Annotated in this window: 12 protein-coding genes and 1 pseudogene; 3 read left to right on the top strand and 10 right to left on the bottom strand. The window is 62.7% G+C overall.

What is annotated here, in order from left to right; all coding sequences use genetic code 11:
* Window positions 1-139: pseudogene (locus tag ACRC0P_RS12175) on the top strand (IS630 family transposase); the annotation flags it as partial.
* A gap of 52 nt (window positions 140-191) precedes the next feature.
* Here the strand turns inward: ACRC0P_RS12175 and ACRC0P_RS12170 are convergent.
* The 6 genes from ACRC0P_RS12170 to ACRC0P_RS12145 form a co-directional block, all read right to left on the bottom strand.
* Entirely contained in the window at window positions 192-1,121 is a 930-nt protein-coding gene (locus ACRC0P_RS12170) for an SDR family oxidoreductase (protein ID WP_438631244.1), read from the bottom strand.
* Window positions 1,122-1,240: 119 nt separating this feature from the next.
* Window positions 1,241-1,609 (bottom strand): DUF2750 domain-containing protein, encoded by a 369-nt coding sequence (locus tag ACRC0P_RS12165; RefSeq protein ID WP_438631242.1) that lies wholly within the window; start codon window positions 1,607-1,609, stop codon window positions 1,241-1,243.
* 96 nt (window positions 1,610-1,705) lie between these two features.
* Window positions 1,706-2,407, bottom strand: a complete 702-nt coding sequence (locus ACRC0P_RS12160; protein WP_438631240.1) for a M48 family metallopeptidase — start codon at window positions 2,405-2,407, stop codon at window positions 1,706-1,708.
* A complete protein-coding gene (locus tag ACRC0P_RS12155; RefSeq protein WP_438631238.1) occupies window positions 2,404-2,844 on the bottom strand; it encodes a hotdog fold thioesterase in 441 nt (146 codons plus the stop codon). Before ACRC0P_RS12155 ends, ACRC0P_RS12160 begins: the two co-directional genes overlap by 4 nt.
* 38 nt (window positions 2,845-2,882) lie before the next feature.
* On the bottom strand, window positions 2,883-3,446 hold the full coding sequence (locus ACRC0P_RS12150; protein WP_438631236.1) for a DUF2799 domain-containing protein: 564 nt from the start codon (window positions 3,444-3,446) through the stop codon (window positions 2,883-2,885).
* Window positions 3,447-3,498: 52 nt separating this feature from the next.
* Window positions 3,499-4,149, bottom strand: a complete 651-nt coding sequence (locus tag ACRC0P_RS12145) for an MBL fold metallo-hydrolase (protein WP_438631234.1) — start codon at window positions 4,147-4,149, stop codon at window positions 3,499-3,501.
* A 444-nt stretch (window positions 4,150-4,593) separates the two neighbouring features.
* Between ACRC0P_RS12145 and tnpC the strand changes: the two genes are divergently transcribed.
* A complete protein-coding gene (gene tnpC / locus ACRC0P_RS12140) occupies window positions 4,594-6,039 on the top strand; it encodes an IS66 family transposase (RefSeq protein WP_438631232.1) in 1,446 nt (481 codons plus the stop codon).
* A 203-nt stretch (window positions 6,040-6,242) separates the two neighbouring features.
* Here the strand turns inward: tnpC and ACRC0P_RS12135 are convergent, their stop codons facing one another.
* Window positions 6,243-7,136 carry a hypothetical protein gene (locus ACRC0P_RS12135; protein WP_438631230.1) on the bottom strand — a complete coding sequence of 298 codons (894 nt, stop codon included), beginning with the start codon at window positions 7,134-7,136 and terminating at the stop codon, window positions 6,243-6,245.
* Window positions 7,137-7,294: 158 nt separating this feature from the next.
* On the opposite strand from ACRC0P_RS12135, the gene ACRC0P_RS12130 reads away from it, so the two are divergent.
* Window positions 7,295-7,507 carry a hypothetical protein gene (locus tag ACRC0P_RS12130; RefSeq protein ID WP_438631228.1) on the top strand — a complete coding sequence of 71 codons (213 nt, stop codon included), beginning with the start codon at window positions 7,295-7,297 and terminating at the stop codon, window positions 7,505-7,507.
* A gap of 58 nt (window positions 7,508-7,565) precedes the next feature.
* Here ACRC0P_RS12130 and atzF read toward each other — a convergent pair whose 3' ends face one another.
* The 3 genes from atzF to ACRC0P_RS12115 all read right to left on the bottom strand — a co-directional run bounded on the left by atzF (window position 7,566) and on the right by ACRC0P_RS12115 (window position 13,759).
* Window positions 7,566-9,380 carry an allophanate hydrolase gene (gene atzF, locus ACRC0P_RS12125; protein ID WP_438631226.1) on the bottom strand — a complete coding sequence of 605 codons (1,815 nt, stop codon included), beginning with the start codon at window positions 9,378-9,380 and terminating at the stop codon, window positions 7,566-7,568.
* Window positions 9,381-9,394: 14 nt separating this feature from the next.
* The gene (gene uca / locus ACRC0P_RS12120) at window positions 9,395-13,042 is read right to left on the bottom strand and encodes an urea carboxylase (RefSeq protein WP_438631224.1); all 3,648 of its coding nucleotides are present in this window, start codon (window positions 13,040-13,042) and stop codon (window positions 9,395-9,397) included.
* 75 nt (window positions 13,043-13,117) lie between these two features.
* The gene (locus ACRC0P_RS12115; RefSeq protein WP_438631222.1) at window positions 13,118-13,759 is read right to left on the bottom strand and encodes an urea amidolyase associated protein UAAP2; all 642 of its coding nucleotides are present in this window, start codon (window positions 13,757-13,759) and stop codon (window positions 13,118-13,120) included.
* Between the last annotated feature and the right edge of the window lie 9 nt (window positions 13,760-13,768).

Below are 13,768 nucleotides of genomic sequence, written 5' to 3'. Positions count from 1 at the left end.
TGCTATCGAGGAGTACATCACTCACCACAACACGAACCCCAAGCCGTTCATCTGGACCAAAAGCGCGCGCGATATACTGCAGAAAGTCATTCGTGCCAACAGCCGCTTAAGTTCCAAACAGAATGGAACACTACACTAGTAAAGGAGTACCTGCACCGGCCTGCGCCGGAATGACGAGAGCGGTGCGGCAGCTACGACTTGAGCGGAATCCTGCGCAACCCGAAGCGCCGCGACAGCAGCCAGTCCCTCAATCGTCGCGGCATCCAGCGGGCCATCCACGGCAGCAGGCGGCTTTTGTTGCCCAGGCGCACCAGCGCCGGCGGGCGCTTGCGCAGCAGTTCAGCGGCCAGCTTGCGCGCCAGGCTGCTGGCCAGGGTGGCGTTCTGCTGCGATTCCTGCGCCCGCGCGCGCACCGCCTCCTCCTGGCGCTTGTACCAGGAGTCCGGGGCCAGCAGGCCGCGCAGGGAAGTCTCCGCATGGCGACCGAACTCCGAGGCGATGGCCCCCGGCTGCACCGTCATTACGCGGATGCCGAAGGGTTTCAGCTCCAGCCGCAGCACTTCGGAGAGCGCGTGCAGCGCCGCTTTGGAGGCGCAGTAGGCGCCGGAAAAAGGCGTGGGCATCACCCCGGATACAGAACCGATATTGCAGATAACCCCGCGCCGTTCGGATTTCATCAGCGGTGCGCAGGCGCGGATCAGCGCCATGGGCGCGAATACATTGGTGCGGAACTGGCTCTCCAGAGAGCGGGTGTCCAACTCCAGCAGCGGGCCCATCTGCCCGTAGCCGGCATTGTTCACCAGGATATCCAGGCGCCCGTAGGCAGCCTTGAGTGCGTGCACCACGCGGTTGATATCCGCCTGGGAATTGACGTCCAGCGCCTCGGTGGCGACACCCAGGTCCGCCAGTTCCTGCAGGCTCTCCGGGCGCCGCGCGGTGGCGATCACGATGGTGCCGCGGCGGTGCAGGGCCAGCGCCAGCTCGCGGCCGATACCGCTGGAACAGCCGGTGATCAGCGCCACCCGGTCCGGCACCACATAGCCGCGGCCGATCTGCGCCAGGCTCTCGGCGGCGAAGGCGCGGTCGGAAGGGCGGAATCGGGATACGGGCGGTTTGTTCACGGGAAGGGCTCTCTACTCCGCTTTGACGTGGGGCTCTCGATCCGGCCGGGAAATGGCCCCATCCTGAGACTCCCCGCGTTTCTGTTTTTATCCCCGACTGGCGCGATCTCTGGCGCGATCTACTGCAACTCCCGCTCCAGTTGTTCCAGCAGGTCCAGCGGCTCCAGTTCGACACCTTCCAGTTCATCGTTCCAGTTGATGCCTACCAGCAGTACATCCTCGTGCATACCGGTGAGCCAGTCGTCCATAAACTCTTCCAGGTCGACGGCCACCGCGCGGTAATCAGCCCAGTCGCCATCGGCGTGCAGTTCGGCAAACTCCCGCTGGGACCAAAAAGGCATTACCTCGGTGCGGGGATATTTTTCCGACTCGCACAGAGCGAAGCCCTCTTCGCCCTCCAGCGCCCAGACGCAGCCCTGCTCCGCGCACTCGGGCAAAAACCGCGCGCAGTTGTCTTCGAAATCATCGTTCAGGGATTCGGTTTGCATGGTGGCACCTCGGGAATTTGAAAGGAGTTTACGCCAGAATGCGGGCGCTCGCGAGCGTGCCCCCAACCCTGCGAAGGGCGAGCGCAAGGTTTTTTCCTACAGGTGCAACCGGTGGCCGTTGTCGCGCAGCCAGCGGCGCAATTCCCGATAGCGCGGGCAGACGCTCTCCACCAGGCGCCAGAAAGCCGGGCTGTGATTGTGATGGCGCAGATGGCAGACCTCGTGGGCCACCAGGTAATCCACCACCGCCTCCGGCGCCAGGCACACCAGCCAGTTGTACTGCAGCTCGCCGCGCACACTGCAGTGGCCCCATTTGCTCTTGGTGCGGCGCACGCGTACCGAGGAAAACGCAAGCTCCAGCCGGCCGGCAAACTGATGCGACTTTTCCTCCAGCAGCGCCAGGGCCTCCTTTTGATAGAGCCGCTGCAGCGCGGTTTGCAGTTGGGATTCATCCGGCTCGCGATAGCGGGTGTACAGGGAAATGGCGCCGGCGGCGATACCGCTGTGGGCGCTGTTGCGGGCGCGCACCAGGGGATAGCGCGCGCCCAGCCAGGGAAAGCTTTCGCCAAAGGTGTAGCGATATTGCGGAATCTGCGCCGCGCGCTCCTCGGCGCGCAACAGTTGGGTGCGCACCCAGTGGATATTCTCCCGCAGGAACTGATGCCCGTGGCGCGCGGCGCAGCGCTCGGGAATGCGCACCTCCACCCCGGATTCCGCCAGCACCAGGCCCAGGCGCCTGCGCCGCGGCGAGCGCACCACGCGATAGGGAATATTTTCGAAAACGAATTCCGCGCTCATTGCCCCTCGTCCACCCCGTGCGCCACCACCGCCATGGTGATCCGGGAAATGCAGCTGAGCTTGCCGCGGGGGTCGGTAATACGGATTTCCCACACCTGGCTGCTGCGGCCGAGATGCACCGGGCGCGCGGTGCCGGTCACCGTGCCCTCCGCCACCGGGCGCAGGTGATTGGCGTTGATCTCCTGGCCCACGCAGTAAAACCTGTCGGTGTCCACCACCAGGTTGGCGCCGAAGGAGCCCAGGGTTTCCGCCAGCACCACGCTGGCACCGCCGTGCAGTATGCCGAACGGCTGTCGGGTGCGTTCGTCCACCGGCAGGGTGCCCACCAGGTAGTCGTCGCCCAGTTCGGTGAGCTGCAGGCCGATATACCCGGACATGCAACCGGCGGCGCTCTCGTTGAGCTGTTCGAGGGTGGGGGTTGTGTGCCAGATTGCCATTTATGATTTCCGTTATTCAGATGACAGGGAGGACCAGGTCAGTACATAAGGCCGAAGCCAAAGCCGGTAAAGCGGTTCAACTCAAAATCCAGCCTGCGCAGCTCCCGCACCAGGGCGCGGCGGCGGTGTTTGAGTCGGTGGATCTGGTCTTTGTCTTTCGTCTCCGCCAGCGCAACGCGCACGCTGTAGAGGTCCCTCTCGGTGCTCTCGTAGCGGTCCAGCAAACGGCGGTATTCCAGCTCTATCTGGTAGGCGGCGAGGCCGCGCTGGTATTCCGCCATAAACAGGTCCGCGGTGGGGCCGGTGCACACGCCCCCGTAGCTGTTGCCGCGGCGCCCCTGATAGTAGCCGTTCTCCGGGGTGCAGTACTGCTCCACCCCCTCCTCGTGGCCGCGCAGCCAGGCCTCGCTGTCCACCCGCTCGCCGTACTCCTGGCACTTCTGCGCTATCTGGTAGACCAGCCCCTGGCTGCGACCGCGGGCACCGTCCTGCAGCCCGCGCTCGTACCAGAGACCCGAGCGACACTCGTTCTCGGAAACCACCGCGCAGCCGGCCAGCAGGGCGGGCAGCAGGAACAACAGGCGCAGGCTGAGATTTTTCATGGTCTTTCCCCTTTTGCGCCATTGTGCCCGATGTCGATAAACCGCAACTGAATCAGCCGAAGCGCTTGTCCGCAACAAAGGGATTGCTGCGCCGCTCTTCGCCGAAGGTGGACATGGGGCCGTGGCCGGGGATGAAACGCACTTCGTCGCCCAGCGGCCAGAGCTTTTCGGTGATCGAGCGGATCAGGGTGTCGTGGTCCCCCTTGGGAAAATCCGTGCGGCCGATGGAGCCGGCGAAGAGCACGTCCCCCACCAGCGCCAGCCCGCTGGGGCGGTGGAAAAAGATCACATGGCCGGGGGTGTGGCCCGGGCAGTGGTAGATCTCCAGTTCCTCGTCGCCCACCGTCACCCTGTCCCCCTGCTCCAGCCAGCGATCCGGAGTGAAAGTCTCCACCGGGGGAAAGCCGAACATCTGCGTCTGCAGCGGCAGCTGTTCGATCCAGAAACCGTCCTCCCTGTGCGGTCCCTCCACCGGCAATTGCAGCTGTTTGGCCAATTGCGCGGTGCCGCCCACGTGGTCCAGGTGACCGTGGGTGAGGAGTATTTTTTCCAGCTTGAGCCCGCGCTCCTCCACCGCTGAGAGGATGCGCTCGATATCCCCGCCCGGGTCCACCACCGCGGCGCGCTTGCTGTCCTCGCACCAGAGCAGGGTGCAGTTCTGCTGGAAGGGGGTGACCGGAACGGTGTGGAATTTCAGGGACATATTCGAATACCACTACAGACAAAAACTACTTTAGCAAGTAAACCACATAAACTTGGGCGCGCGCGACCATGACGCCCGGCTCAAAGGGCTCGGGGGATGGTTCGGCCACCATGCCGGCGACTTTCGAAGAGGATTTGCCCTCTATATCGCGCGCCGGGTGCAGCATATAACGTTCACCTGCGCGAGTATTGAACTCGGAAATGGAATAGGGCTCGCCGAGCCCTCCACATACACATGGGGCTTATCCGGCAGCGGGTTGGCAGAGACAAGGCCGGCTGAAAGCCACACAAAGAGAGCAACATAAAGTGTAACTATTCAGTACCTTCCAGCCCTCTCGCTGGATTATATTGTTAATCAGGCACGCCATTCCATCGAGGAAAATTTCCCGCCATCACTCACTTCGTGAGATAATTCCCCCACTTCAAGTTCACCACATAGTTGCAAATGACGTTGGGGCAGATCGATATCAAAGCGGCCGTCGCTGATGCGGAGAAGCTGCTCAAGAACGATCCGCAAATCACCCCACCAGTGCGGGCGGTGATGTCCGTGTTGCTGCTCGTCGTCAAGCTGTTGATGACCAAAGCCGGCTTAAACAGCCGAAACAGCAGTATTCCACCTTCCCAAGATCAGAATCGCAAACGCGAGAAGAAGTCCGCCGGTAAGCGTAAGGCCGGCGGCCAGCCCGGTCGCAGCGGTACCACTCTCAAACCCATTGAGAAACCGGACGAGATCCAACTCATCAAGCTGGACCGGCGCAGCTTGCCTCGCGGGCAGTGGCACGAGGCCGGCTATGAGCGCCGTCAGGTGTTTGATATTCGCATCCAGCGCCATGTCACTGAGTATCGAGTCCAGATTCTGGAGAATGAACAAGGCGAGCGCTATGTCGCCGAGTTCCCAGCGGGTGTAACACGGCCGGTGCAGTACGGCGATTCAGTCAAGGCACATGCCGTCTACCTGTCCATGTTCCAGTTGCTTCCCTATGAGCGTGTGCAATCCCTGTTTGCGGACCAGTACGGTATTCCGCTCAGCGCCGGCAGCTTAGTCAATTTCAATCGCGAGGCTAGTGAGCGCCTGGAGCCCTTCGAGGGCTTGGCCCGGGAATGGCTGCTGGCCGAAGCCCTGCTCCATGCCGATGAGACCAGTCTCAATATCGATGGCAAGCGCCATTGGCTGCACGTCCTCTCCGGTACTGAGTGTACCCTGCTTGGCCTGTCTCCAAAACGCGGAACCGAGGCGATGAACGCGATGGGCGTACTGCCGAACTTCACGGGAACGCTGATTCACGATCACTGGAAGCCTTATTACACCTACGGCTGCACCCACGCGGCGTGCAATGCCCACCACCTGCGTGAACTGACCTACGCCCACGAAGAAGAGGGGCAGCGCTGGGCAAAAAATATGCACAAGCTGTTACTGGAGCTGCGCGACGCCGTTGAGCAGGCTGGCGGTGCACTGCCGCCCGATGATGCCAAGCGCTGGCGGACACGCTACCGAAAAATCATTGGCCGCGGCGAGACTGAATGCCCAGAGCCAATGCCGAATACCACTAAGCCGCGCCGGGGCCGAGTCAAGCGCAGCAAGTCTCGCAATTTGCTGGAACGTCTTCGCGACTACGAAGACGATGTGCTGCGCTTCATGGAAAACGCCGAAGTGCCCTTTACCAACAATCAGGGAGAGCGTGATCTCCGCATGACGAAGGTCAAGCAGAAGATATCTGGCTGTTTCCGTTCGGAAGATGGCGCCAGAGCCTTCTGCCTTGTTCGCTCCTACCTGATAACCTGCCAGAAGAATAATGTAGAGCCCAGCGCTGCTCTAACCGAGCTGTTCAACGGAAACTGGCCCGACTTTCTGCAGGAAAAGTTCGAATATCATTCAGAGGGAGCTGAATAGTTACCATAAAGTTTCATGGTCTATTCACCATTTACAAAAAAACCGGTAGGGATATTTAGGAGCGGCGGGGCGGCCATCCGCCCATGGTCGCGATCGGAATTGCAACCACGGTACCGATAACAGCGGACCTGCGGTCCGGCCCTCTCCCCCAACCCCTCTCCCGCAAGCGGGAGAGGGGAGCTATCCTTCCGCTGCCGCAGCAGCTACACCACCGCAGCCGAACGGGGCGGCCTCCCAACCGCCCCGCGCCGCGCGCGGGTCTTCTGCAACAGCTCGCGCAGGTCCTCCAGCAGTTGCTGCTGCACCAGCTCGCTGCTCCAGTAGCCGTCGTGGGCCACCAGTTGCGGGCCCCAGTGGGCGGCGCTCCAGTCCGCCAGCGGGCGGGTCTCGTAATCGCGGTACACCGCCTGATTGTAGGAGGGGCTTAGGGGTTTCAGGGGCCAGCCGAAGAGATCGTCCGGGTGGTAAAAATTCTTCCAGCGGAAGTTGTAGCCGCGGGTGCCGGCGGTGACCGCCTGGATCTGGTCCCGCCCCATCCCCGCGCACCACAGCGGATTGGGGGCGCCCAGGGTGTACCAGTGGCTGAGGGTTTTCAAGCGCAGGAACAGGTCCCGCGCCGAGCCCTTGTGCACGCCCCGCGGGCCGCCGTCGCGCCAGATGCCGTAACTCACACTGGGGCGCTGGGCGTCCCACAGATAGTTGGAGAGGATAGTGCAGCCCACCGAGTGGCTGAGCAGCACCACCGGCGCGTTGTCGGAGGCGGCCGCCGCGGCCCTTTCCAGGGTGCCGTACACCGCCTGCTGGGTCTTGTCGTAGTTGCCGCCGCGCTGCTGGATATCCCCCAGTTGCGCGGCGCTTTCGGCCAGCCCGTAGAGCATGAATTTGCGCGCGCGCAGGAAATCCATGTCGCGCTTCTGCATCGTCTCGAACACCCGATCGATATTCCCCTGCAGGTGCCCCTGGCACAGGATGGTGTCGCAGTGAATGCGCGCCCAGTCGCCGCCCAGTTTCTCGCGCAGCGCCGCGAACAGCGGCTCGGCGAAACGCTCGTCCACCGCCCCCATGCCCGGCGCCGCCAGAATGACAATATCGGCCATATTCGCCTCTTTCTTATTGTGCCACGACGCCGCTCCCCGGACGTGGGAACGGCGCCGCCGAATTGAGCGAAGCTACCACCTCACCTGCTGTTTGGAAAGAAAGGCCGGCCTGGACCGGGGGGAGGAGGTCACACAGCGGTAACCAAGGCAGACTCGGAGTGCACAATTGCGCCTGTGAGAAGGACGAATCCCAGGAGTGGCTGGCGCGCCTCGACCGCCTGCCCGCCGGCGAGCGCTACCACCACGACTGGGTGGCCGACGCCGACGCGGCCCGGCTGCGCGCCTGGCGCGCGCTGGGGGACCAGGAGGCCATCGCCCCGTGGCAGGAACAACCACTTCGAGCATGCCCACGGCCGCGTTGCCGCTCTTGAAAAGGGCGAGCCATTCCCCTGCGAGCGGCGCCTTCCTGTGAACATTTGGGGCTCTACACTAGTCACTGGCCCCGCGCTGCAGCCAGGCGCGCCAGCCACCGAACTCGGTAATATCCGTGGCGCCGGCGAGCCCATATGCCTCGCAGATAAAACCGCTCAGCCAGCGGCCGTCGGCGACTTCCACCTTGCCGATCCCCAGGGGCGCCGGTATCGCGGCGACAAAGCTGCCGAATGCCTCGCTCGGCAGTCGCCAGACTTCCACTTCGATGGCCGCGCCCTGAGCCTCATCGCGCGCCATGCCGGGGCGCACGCCGTCGCTCAGTGCATAGAGCCGGTATGCGGCCGCCGAACGGGTCCGCGCCACACACTCCCCGCCCCGCTCGGTCAGCTGCCAGTTGAGCGGCTGTCCTTCCAGATGCGCACCGCAGACCACCAGATCAACGGTTTCCGCCGGTGGCGCGGCAGCCCGCTGCACTGCGGCATAGACGGGCGCGAGATCCGTGGCCCCGACGGGTAGCCGGCAATCCCGGTGCAGAAGATCCGCGAATCCGAGCAAGCGGATATCGCTGAACGCCGGCCCGAACAGGGTCACTCCCCAGGGCACGCCACAACCGGTGAAACCCACCGGAACCGCAGTGGCTGCATAATCCAGCAGGTTCATGAAATTCGTGTATCTGCCCAGGGTGGCATTGTGCGCAATGGGCTCCGCCCGCAGTTCGGCGCGGCTGAACAGCGTCGGAGTCGTCGGCGTGAGGACGAAATCAAATCCGGCCATCAACTGGTCGCAGCGGCGCTTCAAGGCGGCCAGGCGATATTGCGCGGCGAAGGTCTCCATGCCGGTCCTGCCGTCCCCCTGGGCGATAATTTCGGCGATAACCGGCAACATGCTGGAGCGGCTTACGGCCTGAGTCGCCAGCGCCCGCTCACAGACCCAGGGCCCCTCGTAAAGCAGGCGCGCGGCCTCTTCAAAGGGAGCGAAATCAATCGCTTCCACTTCCCCACCCAGGGCGCACAACTGCTCGACGCTGCGCTCGAACAGCGCCCGGGTCTCCGGATTGCCGCAGAATTCCAACTGCGCGGGGATGCAAAAGCGAAACCGGCGGTCAATGCCAGCGGAGGCCGAGTGGTGAAAGTAGCGTGCGCGATTGTAGTGCGGATTGGCCCTCGCAAAGGAATCCTCACTGTCGTAGCGAGCCACAATGTCGAACAGGCGGGCCGCATCCTCACAGTTGAGGGTCATCAGGCTGATACAGTCGAGACTGCGGCAGGCCGGCACCAGGCCGCGGCTGCTGAGCAAGCCCTTGCTGGGCTTGTGGCCGATCAGGTTATTGAGGGCTGCGGGCACCCGCCCCGAGCCGGCGGTGTCGGTGCCCAGGGCAAAACTCACCTGCCCCAGTGCCGCCGCAATCGCTGAGCCCGCACTACTGCCGCCGGAAATGTAATCCGGATTGAAACTGTTCCTGGCCTCTCCGTAGGGCGAACGAACGCCGACCAGCCCTGTAGCAAACTGATCCAGGTTGGTCTTGCCCAGTGGAATAGCCCCCGCCGCGACCAATGCCTCGACGACCGGAGCCGATTCGGCGGCGGTATAGGCGAAGTCCGGGCAGGCCGCCGTGGTAGGCAGCCCGGCCAGATCGATATTGTCCTTGATCGCGAATGGCACTCCATAAAGCGGCAGGCTGTCTGGGGAGACACCGTCGAGACGGGCCAGATAGGGCTCCAACTGCGCCTCATCCAGCAGGGTGATCCACGCATTGTAATCGCTCTGCGCCAGGGCCTGAGCGCGGAGTTCCGCGACCAGGGCGCGGACCTCCAGGTCGCCGTTGCGGTAGGATTCGCGCAAGGCGCGCAAACTGAGATTGTGTATTGCCATCGTCTTCCCCCTGCTCACGCTTCCAGTGGCTCGCTTGACAACCAGACCAGCCCCTGCCCTGCGGTGACGGCCTGCCCCTGTTCTTTCAAGAGTTTTTCCACGCGTCCGGCGCGCGACGCCTGCACTTCGATTTCCATTTTCATGGACTCGAGAATCATCAGCGGTTCGCCGGCCGCCACCGCCTGGCCGGGCTCCACCAGCACCCGCCAGATGCTGCCGGAAACCGGACTGTCCACACCCTCGACGCCGCTGGGCAGGCTGAGTTCATCGACGACGGCCGCCCCCTCTTCGTGCTCCCGGTAGGTCAGCAGGCCCCGGGCCTCCCAGTCCGCCAGCTCGGCGGCAAAAGCGTCTTCGCGGCGGCGCTGGAAGTCGGCAATGCCGGGGGCTTCCGACTGCAGGAATGCCTTGTATTCCGCCAGGTTGAATTGTGTCTGCTCGATTCTCAGCGGATAATTCCCCAGCGGGAAATCCCGCCTGATCTGCTCCAGCTCCCCGGCACTCACCGGATAGAAGCGAATCTGATCGAAGAAGCGCAGCAGCCAGGGCTGCTCGAACACCTCCGTCTTGCGGTAGCGGTTCCACATCTGCAGGGTGCGGCCGACAAACTGATAGCCGCCGGGCCCCTCCATGCCATACACGCAGAGGTAGGCGCCGCCGATCCCCACCGAGTTTTCCGCCGTCCAGGTGCGAGCCGGGTTGTACTTGGTGGTCACCAGACGGTGGCGCGGGTCGAGGGGCGCGGCAACGGGAGCGCCGAGATAGACGTCTCCCAGCCCCATCACCAGGTAGGAAGCGTCAAACACGATACGCCTGATCGATTCCAAATCCGGCAGGCCGTTGATACGGCGGATGAACTCGAGGTTGCTCGGGCACCAGGGCGCATCGGTGCGCACCGACTGCATGTATTTTTCGATGGCCTGCTGACAGGCTGTGTCGTCCCAGCTCAGCGGCAGATACACGATGCGCGAAGTCAGGGAGAGGTCGCCGACCTGCTGCAGTGCCTGACACGCCGTTTGCAAATGCTGCAGCAATCGATGCAGGTCGATGCGCAACGGCCGGTAGTGAACCTGCAGCGAACGGATACCCGGGGTCAGCTCGAGAATGCCGTCGAGCGGATGCTGTTGCAGCCACAGCATCAGGGCATGCACCTTGAAACGGCGCTCGATATCCAATTCCTGGGGCCCCAGCTCTACCAGCAGGAAATGGTCCCCGGCCATACGGATGACGACCTCTTCACCGGCCACGTTGAACTGGGCCAACACCGGCGACGGCAGCTGTTCGTGTTCGACAGGTACCACATCCGCCAGTGTATTCAATGGCGCCATTTCGCCCAGCTGCACGATCAGTTCTTCCCGCCGGCGCTCCAGCGCCACCGCCTGCTCGTGGGTGACCGGCTGGAAGCGAATGCGGGCACCCGCTTTCAGCTGCCCCAGTTTCCAAAGGTCTGCCTGAATAACGGTCGCCGGACAGACGAAACCGCCCAGCGACGGCCCGTCCGGGCCGAGGATCACCGGCATGTCACCAGTGAAATCGACGGTGCCGAACGCGTAGGCATTGTCGTGAATATTGGACGGGTGCAGACCCGCCTCGCCGCCGCTTTGACGGGCCCACTCCGGCTTGGGCCCGATCAGGCGCACCCCGGTGCGGCTCGAGTTGTAGTGCACCTCCCATTCACTATTGAAAAAGGTCTCTATATCCGCGGGGGTAAAAAAGTCCGGCGCGCCGTGAGGGCCGTAGAGCACGCGCAGTGTCCAGGTCCCGGGTATTTCCGGCCGCTGCAATTCGCCCAGCCGCAGTTCCGGCACCACTGCCGGCCCGGCCTGCTCTGCCAGGTGCAACACGTCCCCGGCCCGCAAGGCCCGGCCGGCGTGGCCGCCGAACTGCCCGAGACAGAAAGTGGATTTGGATCCGAGATAGTCCGGGCACCGGACCCCGCCCGCAACAGCCAGATAGGCGCGGGCCCCGTTGCCCAGTACCCTGCCGAGTTTCAGCACCTGGCCGGCCACTACTTTTTGAGTCTGGTAAAGTGCTATCACTTCGCCATCCAGTTCCGCTTCGATCGCTGCCCCGGTAATGGCGATGCAACCGTTGCGACTGAACTGGAGCGTCGGCCCGTTAACGGTAATTTCCAGCGCCGCGGCCCCGGACGCGTTGCCCACCAGTTGGTTGGCGAGGCGAAACGAGAGCGAATCCATGGGACCCGACGGCGGCACACCGATATGCCACAGCCCCTCGCGCCCGGGGTAGTCCTGGATGGTGGTCTGGGTGCCGGCTGCCAGAACCCGCACGCTGGCCGGCTGAAAGCGATGCTGCGCGAGGCTGCGGGTCAGCAGCTGCCCTGCTGCGCATTCCGGTGTGCGCAGAACACTGCCGACGTAGTCGATATTGGTTTCTATACCATATATCGAACTGGCGTCCAGGTGCGCGCAGAGTTGCGCCAGCGCCAGTTCGCGACTTTCGGCACTGACAATGACTTTTGCCAGCATCGGATCGAACAGACCGGAAACTTCAATGCCCGCCTCTATCCAGTGGTCGATGCGCAGCCCATCCGCCTCCGGCCAGATCACTTCCGACAACAGCCCCGCCGACGGGAGGAAATCCTGATCCGGGTCCTCGGCGTAGACCCTGACCTGAATGGCATGACCGCGCGGCGTCAACTGCGCTTTGAAATCGAAAAGACCGATTGGACTGCCGGCGGCCTGGCGAATCATCAGCTCCACAAGATCCAGGCCCCAAACTTCCTCCGTGACCCCGTGCTCCACCTGCAGGCGGGTATTCACCTCGAGAAAATAAAACTGCTTGCTGTCGACATCGAAAATGAATTCCACCGTACCCGCGTTGCGATAGTTGACCGATGCCATCAGCCGCTCCGCTGTCCGGTGCAGCTGCTCCCGCACAGTTGCCGGCAGGTTGGGCGCGGGGGTCTCTTCAATGACTTTCTGGTTGCGCCGCTGCGCCGAACAGTCCCGCTCACCCAGGGAAATGGCATTGCCGAGGCCGTCGCCAAATATCTGTACTTCGATATGGCGCGCGCGGGCGATGTACTTTTCGAGGAAAACGCCATCATTGGCGAAATAAGTTTCACTCAACCGTCTTACGCTGTGCCACGCACTTTCCAGTTCGCTTCGGTCGCGACAAACCCGCATGCCAATTCCACCGCCGCCTGCGGTACTCTTCAGCATCACCGGATAGGACACGGTTTCCGCCCAATCGATGGCGTCGGCCAGTCTTGTCAACAGGGGCGAACCGGGCACCAGGGGCACACCGGCGTCTTCGGCCGCCCCGCGGGCGCGGTGTTTCAGGCCAAACAGGCTTATCTGCTCGGCAGTGGGGCCGATAAAGACAATGTCGCGCGCCTCACAGGCTTTGACAAAATCCGTATTCTCACTCAGAAAACCGTAGCCGGGGTGAATGGCGCCGGCGCCACTCTCCTCAGCGGCCTGCAGTATCCTATCGATTTTCAGGTAGGTCTCGGCAGCGCTGCCGGCGCCGAGACTGATAGCAGTATCGGCCTGCCGCACATGCAGTGACTGCGCGTCGGCTTCGTTGTATACAGCGACCGCATGGATGCCGAGACGTTTCAGAGTGCGGATGATCCGCGTCGCGATGGCGCCGCGGTTGGCCACAAGCACCTTGCGGAATAATCCATTTTCAATCATGGCGAACACTTGAGCGTGGAGCGGGCCGTCCCGCATTGGCGATACGGTGTTGGGTCGTCCCAATACCGGGGAGCGTTAGCTGTCCCAGACCAGTAGTTCGATAGACGTGGGGTTGTATCCGTTACAGGGATTGTTCAGCTGCGGACAATTGGAAATCAGCACCACCACATCCATAAGTGCCTTCAGTTCCACATACTTGCCGGCGCCCGAAATACCGTCAGCGAAGGTGAGGCCGCCGTCTGTGGTGATGGGCACATTCATGAAGAAGTTGATGTTGTGGGTAATATCCGCCTTACTCAGGCCGAATTCTTCATGCTCCTGAATGGCGAGCATCCAGCTGTCCCTGCACGCGTGCATAAAGCGCTTTTCCAAGCCATAACGCACCGTATTGGACTCAGTGGCACAGGCGCCACCGAGCGTGTCGTGACGCCCGCAGGTATCGGCGACAATTCGCAGCATGTCATTGTTTTCGTTGGTTTTCAGGATGGACCCTGCCGTCAGGTACACATTGCCCTGCTCCCGCAGCGTGTTCATCGCGCAGTAGCGCTCCCCCGGATCGTCAGCCCTGTAAAACAGGGTGTCGGCAGCTTGGTTACCCTCCAAATCGAGGATACGCAGGAACTGGCCCTCGCGGACCCGGTGAATACCATAGTCTCCCGCCTTGATCACCCGGCGGAAAACGGCATCTTCAACATGTAAATTGCTGTGGACAATCATGGATATCCC

This window comes from Microbulbifer sp. (assembly GCF_051659245.1).
Taxonomy (GTDB): domain Bacteria; phylum Pseudomonadota; class Gammaproteobacteria; order Pseudomonadales; family Cellvibrionaceae; genus Microbulbifer.
Note: the sequence above shows the minus strand (reverse complement) of the source record. Positions and strands in the feature narration are given on the sequence as shown.

Bases quoted from the DNA above. Each gene is read 5' to 3' on its own strand.
- ACRC0P_RS12165 (WP_438631242.1), bottom strand. From the start codon at position 1,609: ATGCAAACCGAATCCCTGAACGATGATTTCGAAGACAACTGCGCGCGG.
- ACRC0P_RS12160 (WP_438631240.1), bottom strand. From the start codon at position 2,407: ATGAGCGCGGAATTCGTTTTCGAAAATATTCCCTATCGCGTGGTGCGC.
- ACRC0P_RS12155 (WP_438631238.1), bottom strand. From the start codon at position 2,844: ATGGCAATCTGGCACACAACCCCCACCCTCGAACAGCTCAACGAGAGC.
- ACRC0P_RS12150 (WP_438631236.1), bottom strand. From the start codon at position 3,446: ATGAAAAATCTCAGCCTGCGCCTGTTGTTCCTGCTGCCCGCCCTGCTG.
- ACRC0P_RS12145 (WP_438631234.1), bottom strand. From the start codon at position 4,149: ATGTCCCTGAAATTCCACACCGTTCCGGTCACCCCCTTCCAGCAGAAC.
- tnpC (WP_438631232.1), top strand. From the start codon at position 4,594: ATGACGTTGGGGCAGATCGATATCAAAGCGGCCGTCGCTGATGCGGAG.
- ACRC0P_RS12135 (WP_438631230.1), bottom strand. From the start codon at position 7,136: ATGGCCGATATTGTCATTCTGGCGGCGCCGGGCATGGGGGCGGTGGAC.
- atzF (WP_438631226.1), bottom strand. From the start codon at position 9,380: ATGGCAATACACAATCTCAGTTTGCGCGCCTTGCGCGAATCCTACCGC.
- uca (WP_438631224.1), bottom strand. From the start codon at position 13,042: ATGATTGAAAATGGATTATTCCGCAAGGTGCTTGTGGCCAACCGCGGC.
- ACRC0P_RS12115 (WP_438631222.1), bottom strand. From the start codon at position 13,759: ATGATTGTCCACAGCAATTTACATGTTGAAGATGCCGTTTTCCGCCGG.